Source organism: Paenibacillus sp. FSL M7-0420, from assembly GCF_038002345.1.
Taxonomy (GTDB): Bacteria; Bacillota; Bacilli; order Paenibacillales; family Paenibacillaceae; genus Paenibacillus_AQ.
The window spans coordinates 5155149-5168390 of record NZ_JBBOCJ010000001.1; the positions used below are offsets into that span (position 1 = coordinate 5155149).

At 54.1% G+C, this 13242-nt stretch carries 7 protein-coding genes; 1 reads left to right on the plus strand and 6 read right to left on the minus strand.

Features of this window, described 5'->3' with window-relative positions:
- Positions 1 to 426: 426 nt before the first annotated feature.
- Positions 427 to 4761, minus strand: coding sequence for an endo-1,4-beta-xylanase (locus MKX51_RS21940; RefSeq protein WP_340993867.1), 4335 nt, complete (start codon positions 4759 to 4761; stop codon positions 427 to 429).
- A 101-nt stretch (positions 4762 to 4862) separates the two neighbouring features.
- On the opposite strand from MKX51_RS21940, the gene MKX51_RS21945 reads away from it, so the two are divergent.
- Positions 4863 to 5171, plus strand: a complete 309-nt coding sequence (locus MKX51_RS21945) for a hypothetical protein (protein WP_340993868.1) — start codon at positions 4863 to 4865, stop codon at positions 5169 to 5171.
- 45 nt (positions 5172 to 5216) lie between these two features.
- On the opposite strand, the gene MKX51_RS21950 is transcribed toward MKX51_RS21945, so the two are convergent.
- The 5 genes from MKX51_RS21950 to MKX51_RS21970 form a co-directional block, all read right to left on the minus strand.
- On the minus strand, positions 5217 to 7586 hold the full coding sequence (locus MKX51_RS21950; RefSeq protein ID WP_340993869.1) for a glycoside hydrolase family 95 protein: 2370 nt from the start codon (positions 7584 to 7586) through the stop codon (positions 5217 to 5219).
- A gap of 94 nt (positions 7587 to 7680) precedes the next feature.
- Positions 7681 to 9414, minus strand: a complete 1734-nt coding sequence (locus MKX51_RS21955; RefSeq protein ID WP_340993870.1) for a hypothetical protein — start codon at positions 9412 to 9414, stop codon at positions 7681 to 7683.
- A gap of 8 nt (positions 9415 to 9422) precedes the next feature.
- The gene (locus MKX51_RS21960) at positions 9423 to 10295 is read right to left on the minus strand and encodes a carbohydrate ABC transporter permease (protein WP_340993871.1); all 873 of its coding nucleotides are present in this window, start codon (positions 10293 to 10295) and stop codon (positions 9423 to 9425) included.
- Positions 10296 to 10322: 27 nt separating this feature from the next.
- Positions 10323 to 11189 (minus strand): ABC transporter permease, encoded by an 867-nt coding sequence (locus tag MKX51_RS21965; RefSeq protein ID WP_340995676.1) that lies wholly within the window; start codon positions 11187 to 11189, stop codon positions 10323 to 10325.
- 132 nt (positions 11190 to 11321) lie between these two features.
- Positions 11322 to 12914, minus strand: coding sequence for an extracellular solute-binding protein (locus MKX51_RS21970; protein WP_340993872.1), 1593 nt, complete (start codon positions 12912 to 12914; stop codon positions 11322 to 11324).
- Positions 12915 to 13242: the final 328 nt, after the last annotated feature.

The window sequence follows — 13242 nt, forward strand, 5'->3', positions numbered from 1 at the left end:
TGAGCGGGAGGCAATTCGAGTTAATTCCAGCTGCGCCGCCCCCAAACGAGGTTTGGGCCGCCTATTACAAAATTAGTTGGAAAAACGTATCTTAATTTAGCCGATTTGGAGCATTTGAGGAAATTAGGTGGATTTATGCTATTTATTTTCGAGGAAATCTGCTTTTTGTTCTGATCCCGGCGTAACAAGTGCCTTTTTTCCAACTACTGTCTGGCCGGGTCTATTCCGCGCGCGAACAAGTGCCCAAAATCCAACTATTTCCTGACGTAGAAGCCGGACTTCGTGGGCAATGCAGACAAAACAGTTGTCCAACCTGGGCATCGCAGACAAAACAGTCCCCAAAAGTAGACATCGCAAAAAGCAGCTGTTCTCCCTTATCGGGAGAACAGCTGCTCAAATCAATGCTATAGACTCGCGGATACTACTCTACGGATTGAGGCTGATTATCCGGTACACTACCACGGCAGCCTGCTCCTTGGTCATCTGGGCCTTCGGCAGGAAGTTGCCGTTCTGCGCGCCTTGGATGACTCCTGCAGCCCGCAGCTTCTCGATAGCGCCTGAAGCTTCCGCGCTCAGCTGGTTCAGATCCTTGAAGCTGTGAATAACAGCGGAATCGCCCTTCAGCTTGATCTGCTCCAGCTGGACGAGCCGGTTCAGCATGACCGCCATTTCCTGACGGCTGAGTGCATCGCTCGGACTGTAGAGCCCGTCTGCTCTACCTTTTACAATGCCTAAGGCTCCAGCAATGTGGATAGCCTCGGCATATGGGGATTCCATGCTGACATCCTTGAAGACAGGTGCGGTTGTAGCAGCCTGAAGGTCAAACGCATCGACCAGCAGCTGGGCAAATTCCGCCCGGTTCATCAATACCCCCGACTCATAGGAAGCCTCTGCTCCCAGAGGAAGGATTCCCCTTGCAGCCAAAGCTTCAACACTCTCGGCAGCCCATTTGCTGCCCTTGTGATCCGTTAGCTTCACCGTGGCAATCCCATATTGTCCAAGCTCCTTGGTCTTGAAGGAGACATAGCCTGTAGCCGGATCATATTGACGTTCCTTCACAATTGCAAGCTTACCATTCTCCAGCACCTGATAGACCGCAAGCTGGTGTGCCCGCTCGCCTGACTTAAGTTCATAAGGCAGCAGCAGGGTAAGCGCAGCAGCGTCCACCGCTGTGTTCTTGGTTCCATGGATAGCAAGCGAGAAGTCCAGTACAGCTGCTCCGTTCAAGCGGGTCTTCACCGCTGCCGGCCATCCGTCCTGGGCCACACGCTTTACTTGAAGCTGTAGAACATCCCCGGCCTGTGTATCCTGCAATTTCAGCAGTTGGGTGTTCAGGCTCAGAACCGCCCCGAAGCCGCTCTCAATCTGAATCTCCTTAATCTTCGGCTGTGCGGCCAGACTCTGAAGCGGAAGCCCGAGCTGTAGCATTTCGGCTCCTGCCGCAGGTTTAACGGCGATCTTCAGAATGCCGCTGTCCAGTGACTGAAGCACGGCCTGGCGGACGGCCTCCGGTGAGAGATCCACATTCAGGATGCCGGCCTGATCCGGGGAAAGCTGAACGGTAAGTTTGCCATCCGTGAAGTTCACTGCTGCCGGAGCAGATGCCTTCACGGGTGGTAACGAGCCGGACGATGGATACGAAGAAGTCCCATCTGTAGGGGTTGGCGGTGCCGCCTCAGGTGCCACAAAGGTCAAAATCCCGAAATTGGAGGTATCCCGCCACGTATCCTCTCCCCTGTCATTCCATTTACTTGTACTGCGGGTGCCGTCGCCCCGGTCATCATTGATCTGGAGATCAAGCCCGATGGAGCTTCCCTCCGCCCCCTTGATCGTGCCGAAATTAATTTTGGCTTCCACACGATACCCGGTGTCCGTATGGACCACCGCGCTGGTCAATCTGCTGTCCGAGGCGCCTCCGCCAAAGGACGCTACATTATAAATGTTAATCCGGTATTGACCGTCATCCCCCTCATAATAAGGGGTTCTGCTGAAATTCTCATCGATGAAGATCTCCACGGAGTCCTGGTCCCATGGATTCGCGGCATCCGCCTTCAGCACGGCATCCTTCACATCTACGATCAGGTAGAGGCTGTCCTCCATCCACATTGATCTGGCTTCTGCGGTGGTGCTGTATGGAGCGGAAGTCAATTTGACTTCAAATGGCTTCGCCTTCTCCCACTGCGCATCCATCTGTCCGTCGATCTTCACCTGACCCTTCGGCGCTTCCGCCGAATTAGGCATTGCAGAGAGCCGGAGAACCCCATAATGGCTGGTATCCGTATCCTGGGAGCTGCTTCTGTCATTCCAGTAGGCAGGAACAGAGCCCGGAGCACCGGCATCGCTGACACGGACATCGAGACCCAGTTCCACGCCTGCGGCACCCTTGACCGTTACGAGCGGAATTCTCGCTTCAATGATATAACCGCCCTCACGTTCTGTGCTGGTGAAGCTGATTCCTGCTGTCCCGGAGCCCGAACGCAACAAGCTGATCTTGCGGTCATCCGGCTGATATGCCGTAGTCTTGCCATTGTTCTCATCCAGGAAAAGCTCAACCTTGTCTTCCCCGTTCACACTTGCATCGGTAACGTCTGCCTTCACATACAGGTTATCTGTATCCCAGAGCGTATGAACCTTGGCAGTTAAGGTGCTGCCCTGTTCCAGCGGAATCCCTGCTGTTTTGCTCCACAGGGCTTTCCCGGCTGCGCCTGCCTGAGGCGTACCCTCAAGCGCAACAGCTACATTGTGAATGGCCGGCAGCTTGGAAGGGTCCGCCGCCCCCCAGAAAGCAGGCTTCGCCTTCAGCTGCTCATCGAACAACATGGCATGGTTGTTGTAGCTTTTCTCATCCTGCACTCCCCAGATAGAGACCGAGGAGATCGTGTCCTTGTACTTCTTGTAGAGCTCGAACAGATCATTATAGCGTTTGCCCTGCCGGGCAGCGATATCTGCAGGCAGCGGAGCAGAAGGGCTAATGCCCGAATCAACATCCAGCTCGGTGATCTGAATGTCCAGCCCAAGCTGGGAGAACTGCTGGATCGTCTTTTCAATCTCCGGTATAGATGGGGAGAACAGCCCGTGATGAGATTGGAGGCCAACGCCGTCAATCAGATTTTTCGCCTTGAGCGTCTTCAGCAGCTTGTAGATATGCTCACGCTTTTCCGGTACCTCGGTGTAATAATCATTGTAATAGAGCTTCGCTTCCGGGTCCGCCGCACGGGCGAATTCAAATGCCTTCTCGATATAGTCCGGACCAATCAGGTTATACCAGGGGGACAGTCTCATCCCGTCCGGGCCGCCGCCATTGTCAGCAATCGCTTCGTTCACTACATCCCAGGCATAGATTTTGCCCTTATAGCGGTGCATAACCGTCTCGATATAGCTCTGTAGGCGCGTAAGCAGCAGCTCTCTGCTGGCCGGCTGGCCGTCAGGGCCCGTGAACATCCATTCGGCAGCATCCACATGCCACAGCAGTGCGTGTCCGCGAAGTCCCATACCGTTCGCCTGGGCAAAATCCACATATTTATCCGCCCCGTCGAACACATAAGTGCCCTCGGAAGGAGCAAGGAATTTGGGCTTCATTTCATAGGTGGCTGTGATGCTGTTGAAATGCTTCTTCAGCAATTCCCCGTAGACCCCTTCCATTTGCCAAGAGTACGCAGCAGCACCAATGGCGAAATCGTTCGCATAGATGTCTTTTAGCGCAGGGATATCCTGTTCAATACTCATCTCAGGCGCAGGTTCAATCACCACATCATCTACATAAAAAGATAACGTATCCACAGTCTCCTCTGTAATATAAGGAGTCTCCACGAACAGGTTCACCTCAGACGGCTGGTCGCTGTACTGGAAATTCCCCTTCAGCAGATGCCATTGATCCCACTGATCGGCCTTAATGTTAACCTTATCAATCGCATTCCAGCTCTCGGAGCCGGCCTTCTTATACACCGTCATTTGCAGGCTTTTGTCGGCCTCCGGCTTCTCCTTCAGACGGACATACAGCGAGAACTGGTAGCTCTTGCCCGGCCGCAGATGCTCCTTCACACTCAGGCTTGGCCCATGGAAGCTGCGCTCTCTTCCTTCGACCAGCATACTGTTAGTTCCGGTATTGGCAGTATCCTGGCTCACGAACAGTGACTCCGGTCCAATCCGGTTCCTCCAGCCCTGAAGCGTTCCGTCTTCAAAATCCGTACGCAGCCCTTCCTCTCCCTCCGGGACTTCAACCGCTGCGGCGGTAATCTTGATATCATCCACGTAGAATGCGGTTCCTGCTGCGGCTTCTGCATAAATCTCCGTGAAGCCTACCTTATCGCCTGTAATAAAAGTACCTTCCAGATACGTCCATTCCCCGGACCCCTTCGCTCCGCTAAGTTCCGCTACAAGCGTCCAGTCCTCTTTTTCGCCGATTTTGGTATGTACCGTGAATTTGACCGGCGCCGGAGATTTCACCCACGCTCCCAACGCGTAGGCTGTGTTCGGAGTCATATGATCCGTCAGAACCTGATTAGGCCCCTCCCAATCCTTGGTCCGTCCATCTACGTACAGACTGTAGGAGCCTCCATGATAGACCTCCTTCGTTACTGTAAGCTGTTCGTCGCCTTTCTTGGTCCAGCCCTGTGCAGTGCCGTCCTCAAAGTCCGAAGCAAGAACAACTGCCGTGCCTCCCTCAGCCGCAGCATAGACCGGTGTCCGCATAGGCAGCACCGAAGCTGCCAGGACGACCAGCGCCAGCGTGAGGCTCATCATTCGTTTACGCTTGAGCATCTGTACCCTCCTAAGAATCATCATTATAAAGCGCTTACAGAATGAATTATAGCCGATTGGAAATCGTTTACAAATAACAATTTGATAGGATTGATAACAAAATGATAAGCAGGGCAGGGGAATTGCAGACCACTAGCGGAACCTGTAACTATGCTACTCCCGCCACAGGTGCACCCAGAGCCACAGCAGCATTCACACCAGACCCCCGCCCGTTTTTCCCCAGCACATTGTGTGTAATCGGTTTTTCGATTACATTTCGACCGCACGGCACCATCCGGCGCAATGTAATCGGTTTTTCGATTACATTTGGACCGGACACCTCCACCCGGCGCAATGTGATCGGTTTTTCGATTACATTCGCCCCGCGCACCTACCCAAACAACGCAAAAACAGCACACTCCACAATCTGAAGCGTGCTGCAATTTGCATAACTATTATTCACTCCGCGTTATCTGCTAAGCAAACCGTACACTAACGCGTTCCCCCGTCTGCATCTCAATACTCACCAGACCGTCCGAATCCGGCTCTACCCGTTGCCGTTCTTCTCCGCGCGTAATCTCCAGAGGGCGTTCTGCCAGCATCGGACAGACTCCCCCAAGATGAGCGGTCACCTCCGCTTGCCCGAGAACGCCAGCGCTCCAGGTCAGGTTCACTTCATAGCCGCCGCGTGCCCGTAGCCCCTTCACTCTTCCTTCGCTCCAGCTTGAAGGCAGGGCGGGCAGAAGCTCCAGATACCCCTGGTGGGATTGCAGCAGCATCTCGGCAATTCCGGCCGTAGCCGCGAAGTTCCCGTCAATCTGGAACGGCGGATGGGCGTCGAACAGGTTCGGGTAGACACCGCCGCGTTCATTGTTGACAGCCTCCGGCTGAACCAGCGTCAGCAGGTTGGAGATTAGCTGCTTGGCGCGGTCACCCTGTCTGAATCTGGCCCATAGTCCGATTTTCCAGCCCAGGCTCCAGCCGGTTCCGCCGTCCCCGCGAATCTCAAGCGAGGTTCTGGCGGCTTCATACAGCTCGGGAACCAGCTTCTCCGTTACCGATCTGCCGGGGTAGACCCCGACCAGATGGGAGACATGGCGGTGATGAACATCCTCATCCTCCATATCCGCCGACCATTCCTGAAGCCGCCCTCCGGCACCAATCTGCAACGGCAGCAGCCGCGCGCGGGCGGCCTCCAGCTCAGCCGCAAATTCGCCGTCCAGCTCAAGCAATCCGGCAGCAAGGCTGCAGTTCGTGAACAGCTCCGCGATCAGCGACAGATCCATGGTTGCCGCTTCGCTGACGGCATACTTCTTGCCGCCGTCTACGATTTTGTGCTCAGGAGAAGTGGATGGTGAGGTAATCAGGTACCCGTCCGGGTTCTCGATCAGCCAATCCAGGCAGAACAAGGCCGCTTCCTTCATTACCGGATACGCAGTCTCCCGCAGATAGGACAGATCGCCGCTGTACGCATAATGCTCCCACAGATGCTGGGTGAGCCATACCCCGCCCATCGCCCAGGATGCCCAGACCGGATCTCCGTCACCGTAGCCGCCAACGGGAGCCGACTGCGCCCAGAGATCGGCGTTATGATGGGCTACCCAGCCGCGTGCGCCATAGTTAATCCGGGCCGTCTCACTGCCGTTGACCGCCAGCCTCTGGGTATAGTCAATCAGCGGCTGGTGCAGCTCGGACAGATTGCAGACCTCTGCCGGCCAATAATTCATCTCCGCATTGATATTCAGCGTGTAATTGCTGCTCCATGGCGCCCGGGTATCCTGATTCCAGATGCCCTGGAGGTTCGCCGGCTGTGTGCCGGGACGGGAGCTGGCAATTAGCAGATAACGGCCGTAATGGAACAGAAGCTCCACCAGACCAGGATCGTTACTGCCGTAGGCGGCAATTCTCTGATCCGTCGGCATGCCCTCAGGAGCTAGGCTCTCTCCAAGATGCAGCTCTACCCGGTCAAACAGCTCCCGGTGATCGGCAACATGACGGTCCCGCAGCCCGGCATAAGGCTCATCGATGATGCGCTGTACCGCTTCTGCAGTCTGCTGCCGCACATCATAATCCGCCTTCACTGTGCCCGATTCCGCATCGAACGAGGTTGCCGCACTGAAGTATAGAACCGCTTCCGTTGCGCCGGTAACTTGGATACCGTCAGCAGTAGCTTCCAGACGGCCTCCAGTCTGGACCGCAGCCAGACGGCCGTGGAACTCCAGACTCCGGGGGGACTCTCCACCGTAACGGACCGGCTGATCGACTTCATAATAATTCGGTGCCACATATTCAGGAGCATGTCCGGTAATCGTGTAGTGCTCCCCGTCTGCTTCCGAACGGTGGCGGAGCGGACTGTCCAGCTTCGCCCGGAAGCTGAGCCGGTTCTCCTCGCTGGCCGTTAAGCGGACAATGATCGCCTGGTCCGGGTGAGAGGAGAAGACCTCCCGGGTATACCGGACACCGCCGATCACATAGGAGACGGTACCAACACCCGTGGACAAGTCCAGCTTCCGGCTATACTCCCCGTCTATGGTCTGCCCGTGCTCCATCGTAAGCAGCAGATCCCCCAGCGGCAGGTAGGACTGGGCGTAGGGGCCCATCATTTTTTTGCAGAGCTCATCTGCTTCTTCATTCCTGCCTTCCGCAATCAGCGCCCTTACCTCAGGGAGAACCTCGCGGGCCTCCGGATTATTCCAGTCTGTCTTGTACCCGGACCACAGCGTGTCCTCGTTCAGAGCCAGACGCTCCTTCTCAATGCCGCCAAAAATCATAGCCCCCAGCCGTCCGTTCCCGACTGGAAGCGCCTCCACCCAAAAAGTGGCAGGGGTATTAAATGAAATATTCATTGCGCAGCTTACCTCCATACACCGTAATTTCTAATCTGGCTGAACCCTTAATTCCTGATAAGTCCTGATAACCCTTTCATTATATAGGCATCTGTCAGGAAAGACGAATCCGCAGGCTATATTCCAGAGGAGTGATGAGTGTTACGATGACTTTCTGGCAGCCTTCGGGATAGCTCATCCCCCGGATATCGGCCAGGTGATGCTCATGACAGCCCTGCTCAAGCTCCATCCAGTCCTCCCCTGTGCTATAGCGGAGTGTTCCGGCGGTCCAGAAGGAAGCCTCGCTCATCCCCGGTACCGGCGTCAGCGCGGAGCCTTCAAGTCTGCCCTCGCTGCCGAAGAGCAGGACGATCTGGGTCAGCACATCTGCCGGAGACGGCGCTGAGAAGTGCAGATCCCAGCCACCTTCCCACTCGCTTACCTTCACGCAGACACTGCTCGTCTGGTTATGGGTAAGCGGCCGCTCGCCATGAGGCAGCAGATACCACGGGCTGGTAGGCAGGCCGGTCCGGGATGGCAGCTTGTCCGCAGGAATCGTGCCGTAATACCCCTTTCCGGCTACAGACTCCAGACGATAGCCGCCTGAAATCTCCGTCAGTGTATCCATCGTAATCAGTCCCGGCTCGAAGCTAGAAGCCAGCTGAACTCCCAGCATCCTTGCCCGCCCATGCCGCAGCGAGAACAGCGAGGAAGCCTCGGTCATCACGCTTACACTGGTATTCCCGCTGCGCACCCGGGCTACCGGAGCGCCGAATTCCGTATGCTGCTTGCTGTGGCGGACAGGCCCGCCGTAGCCGCCCTGCCCGATTCGGCCAATCAGCTCCTGACGCCCCCACGCACCATTAATTACCTTGCGGTAGCTGTCCGGCAATTCTCCCGGCGCGACTGAAGCCGCCTGCATCTGCGGATAGAGCAGGAACCCCAGCATAATCTGATTGGGCAGAGAACCCGGATGGATAACCGAGCGGCCTGCCAGCTCCGCGAGAGCCGCGAATTCCGGGTCTCGGTCATGCTCAGCCATCAGCTGATAGCACAGATAATAGTCAGCCAGCGAGTAGACGCTGCCGAAATCCTGCCGCCCCGAGTAATCGGTGACCACCTCACCATCCGGGTGAACCAGATATTTCATCATCCGCAGATTCAGGCGCACAGGCTCCAGCAGCTCAGGACGGTTCAGATCCTGCGCGGCGTAATAGAGCATAATGTCACTGACCGTATTGTAGATTCCGTTACTCCGCTCCGTCCATTCGCCGTCCGGCGTAATGTCCATCCCCTCCTGAAGCCATTCTCCGGCTCTTGCCTGCAGCTCCTCCAGGGCAAAGATCCGGTATAAAGACCCCAGCGCGGCAGTCAGCACCCAGCGGTGATTCGGGGTATGCACACCCCCGGTAAGCATTGCCGGAATCGTACGCTCCAGGAAGACTCTAATCTGATTCGTCACCGGCTTCAGCGGCGGCCAGCTCTGCCGCTCCAGCAGCGTAAGGATATTGGCTAATCCGACTACCACGAACGCCGTATCCGGCGGGGAATGATAATTCGTCCAGCCCGGCGAGATTGTACCGTCCTCATGCTGGAACCGCTGCATGAATACCATCCCCTCCTGCAGCTGGTCCAGGAGGACCAGATCCCGGTAGTATCGGGACTGCGGATTCACCAGCGCACCCGCCCAGGCCGCCAGACACTGGGCTGTGCCTGTGTGATTCGGCCAGGCTACGCCGCTCAGCGGATCACGCACGCCCCCGGAGTACCGGCTCTCCCGGTCAGTTATTTGCTGCTCCATGGATTCCTCTGTCCATTTGTCATTAATGATCGTTATCTTCTTGAACATCTGTCTGCTCACCCTTTCACCGCCCCGGTCATTACCCCCGAGACGAAGTATCTTTGCAGCCATGGATAGACGAGCAGAATAGGCACTGTGGCGAACATTACAGTAGCCGCCTTCAGACTCTCCGGCACAACCGTGCTGACCGCGTTCCCCTCCATTCTCATCAGATCGGATACCTGGCTGTTCTGGATCATATGATAGAGCTTCAACTGGAGCGGATACAGCTCCGGCTTCGTGATATACATCAGCGTGTCCTGGAATCCGTTCCATCTGCCGACGGCATAGAACAGACTTAAGGTAGCAAGCACGGGCGTGGATAACGGCAGAATGATACGGATCAGCGTCCCGAATTGGCTGCTGCCGTCAATCTCAGCAGATTCCTTGAGCGCGTCAGGAATACCCGCCAGAAAAGAAATCAGGATAATCATATAGAAGGGGCTGATCAGCCCGGGCAGCACCAGCGCCCAGATCGTATTCAGCAAATGCAGCTCACGTGTCAGAATATATTCTGGAATAATACCGCCGCTGAAGAACATGGTGACGACAATGAGGAACATGAAGATTTTACGGCCTTTCAGATCCTTCTTCGACAGGGCATAGCCCGCCGCAACCGTCATCATCATGCACAGCGCTGTGAACAGCACCGTCAGGAATATGGTGAAGACCAGTGAGCGGATCATAGCGGCATCACTGAACACTTTTTTATACGCCTCAATATTGAAATCCATAGGGAACAGAGTGATTCTGCCCGAAGCAATCGGGACCGTTCCGCTGAAGGATACCGCGAGGATATGCACGAATGGAATCAGACATGCCAGTACCGATAAGGTTAAGCAGATCACAATCCATGTGTCAAACGCCTTGTTAGCTGCTCTTTCATTCATAATGTACACTCCCGATCCAAAGGTTGATTATAGGATGCTCTCGTCTGTAAGCTTCTTGGAGATATAGTTCGCCGCCAGCAGGAACAGAAGTCCGACCACCGCCTGGAACAATCCAACCACCGTAGCCAGCGTATACTGCCCCGATTCCAGACCGATCCGGTAGACAAAGGTACTCAGCACATCCGAGTATTCCATAACCGCAAGGTTACCGATCACAAACGGCCGCTCGAAGCCAATCGAGATCATGTTGCCCAGATTAATGATCAGCAGCGTAACAATTGTCGGCTTGATCCCCGGAATCGTAATATGCAGAATGCGCTTGATTCTTCCGGCCCCATCGACCTCCGCCGCTTCGAACAGCTCTTTATTGATGCCTGCGAGTGCCGCCAGATAGAGAATCGTCCCCCAGCCAGCGCTCTGCCAGACACCAGTCAGCAGGTACGTGATCAGCCAATAATTTTTGTCAGAGAGAAAAGGAATGGCATCCAGCCCCAGACTCGTTAACAGGTTGTTAATCATCCCGGACTGCTGGCCAAAGAGCTGGTACACAATCCCGCCGATGATTACCCAGGAAATAAAATGCGGAATATACAGAATCGTCTGCGACAGCTTCTTGAACCAGACCACCTTCAGCTCAAATAGCATAATGGCAATAATCAAGGGGGCGGGAAAAGAAATGATCAAATCCAGAAAGTTCAGCATCAACGTGTTGCGTAAGGTTATATAAAAGTCCTGATTCGCAAATACCTCGCGGAATCCGTCAAGACCAATCCATTCACTGCCACCAATGCCTTTGAAGAAGTTGAAGTCCTTGAACGCAATCTGCACACCATACATTGGACCGTATTTGAAAATAATAAAGAACAGCATGGGTAAGATCAGCAATGTGTACATCTGCCAATTTCTGCGGAAATAACGGGTGTATCCCACAACGATTCCTCCTCCACTGTGCCCCTAAGGCTGTAAGGGGAAGCAGCCAAGACCAGCAGCCCTGCCGCTCCCCTCCCTCACGGACCTCGAATTCAATTATTTCTGCTCGCTGTAGGCAGCCTTGCGTTCATCCAGAATGGCCTGTCCGCCGCTCGACATGTAGTCCTTCAGCATACTCTCATAGGTAACTTCAAATTCGCTAGGGGAGACCATTGTAGATTTCACCATCAGCTGCTTGATTTTATCGCTAAGTGTCGTGCCGTATTTGCTCTCGGCCTCAATAGGACGGCTAGTGAATACCGGCTCAATCGGGTTAGTGGTGGAAATCGTCAGTGATTTCGCAATGATATCCTGATACTGGGTGCGGAAGCTCTTCACGAAGGCTTCATTATTCTTCTCCTGGCTCTCAAAAATCCGTCCGTTCGCAATAATCCCGATATCCCCGCCGCCAGACAGCTTGTTCGAGGATTCGACAGACAGATCCGGAATGGAGACCGGCACGCCGTCTTCCAGCTTGTAATGCTCGCCTTCAATCCCGTTCTGGATATATTGCAGATGACCATCTGTAGACATCCAGTCCAGATACTTAATTGCTTCCACCGCATGCTTGCTGGACTTGGGAATCATGATATACATCCCGTTCGGAGCAGATACCGGCTTGGCCGTCTTCCCCTCGCTGTTCGTGAACGGATCAATGGCGCTCAGCACAGCCTTCGGGTTATTCTTCGTCAGAACGTCATAAGTACCATCAGGGTAGAAGATCGCATCGTTATCATCGCTGAATGCGCCCACAAGCCCGTTCCCGATATTCTGTGTAAGGGTCTCTTTATTCTCATCCAAGGCAAAATCCTTGCTGATCAGCCCTTCGTTATACAGCTTGTTCATATATTGAATGGCATCCTTGAATCCGGGCAGCAGAATCGGGTAGTCCCGGGAGCTCAGGTTCTGTGTAAGCTCGAAGCGCTCCTGCTCGCTGACAGGCTTAATGAAGGACCAGACCAGCGAATCATACTGCGCCGCAGCAATCGTCATGCCCAGCGGAATCACCTTGCCGCCGGTTTCACCCGGATCTTTGGTTTTGAACGCGGTCAGTGTATTATATAGCTCCTCTGAGGTAGCCGGAACGGGAAGCCCCAGCTTATCCAGCCAATCCTGACGGATGAAGGAAGCATATTTACCTATCGTAGAGCGTTTGGCGGGAATGCTATACTGGACGCCATCGTATTGACCGTAGCGCAGAGTATCTTCCCCAAGGAACTTGGTCAGGTTCTGTCCGTGTTCTTGCAGCAGCGGAGTCAGATCCGTCAGCCCGCCCTGCTCGGCATATTTGTTGAAGGTCCCGGAATCATAGGTGAAGACGATATCAGGAACATCGGTTCCGCTGGCCATCAGCACATTAAGCTTGGTCACTTCTTCCGAGCGGGGGATAGGCACGAATTCCACATTAATATTGTTAGCCTTGCCGAAATTCTCTTTCACATAATTGGTGAGGAAATTATCAGATGCCGTAACACCGGCTGGCGCATTGCCACGGTCAAAAATTTCGATCTTCAAGCTGCCGGCTGGTGCTGCACCGTTGCCGCTTGCTCCACTGGAATCTTTAGACGAGCATGCAGACAATACCATGGATGACATAAGAACCGCTAAGAGACCGAGAGCCAACTTTCTTTTACCGTTATCATTTGTCATATTTCCTGTCACCTATCCCTTTCGATTTCTGATTTCAATCAGCCTGTTGTCTCTGTATGATGCTTACGGCTTGACCATGTGATGAATTATTACATCGTTTGCGGAATTCGACAATATACATGTTTCCTATTGAATTTTCATGAAAAAACCAATGAAATTGCAGCTTTTTTCATTCTGAATATACAATTATCGCAGGAATGCTTCACGAAAATTGTATCCATAAACCTAAATACCTAACTCATATATAACTAATCATGTTATGTATTTACTACCCATTGCACCAAACCTCCCACAATAATCAAAAAAAGCGCAAACCCGGAATCTGCTG

Coding starts and splice junctions, on each gene's coding strand:
- MKX51_RS21940 (WP_340993867.1), bottom strand. CDS start 4,761: ATGCTCAAGCGTAAACGAATGATGAGCCTCACGCTGGCGCTGGTCGTC.
- MKX51_RS21945 (WP_340993868.1), top strand. CDS start 4,863: ATGATAAGCAGGGCAGGGGAATTGCAGACCACTAGCGGAACCTGTAAC.
- MKX51_RS21950 (WP_340993869.1), bottom strand. CDS start 7,586: ATGAATATTTCATTTAATACCCCTGCCACTTTTTGGGTGGAGGCGCTT.
- MKX51_RS21955 (WP_340993870.1), bottom strand. CDS start 9,414: ATGTTCAAGAAGATAACGATCATTAATGACAAATGGACAGAGGAATCC.
- MKX51_RS21960 (WP_340993871.1), bottom strand. CDS start 10,295: ATGAATGAAAGAGCAGCTAACAAGGCGTTTGACACATGGATTGTGATC.
- MKX51_RS21965 (WP_340995676.1), bottom strand. CDS start 11,189: ATGTACACATTGCTGATCTTACCCATGCTGTTCTTTATTATTTTCAAA.
- MKX51_RS21970 (WP_340993872.1), bottom strand. CDS start 12,914: ATGACAAATGATAACGGTAAAAGAAAGTTGGCTCTCGGTCTCTTAGCG.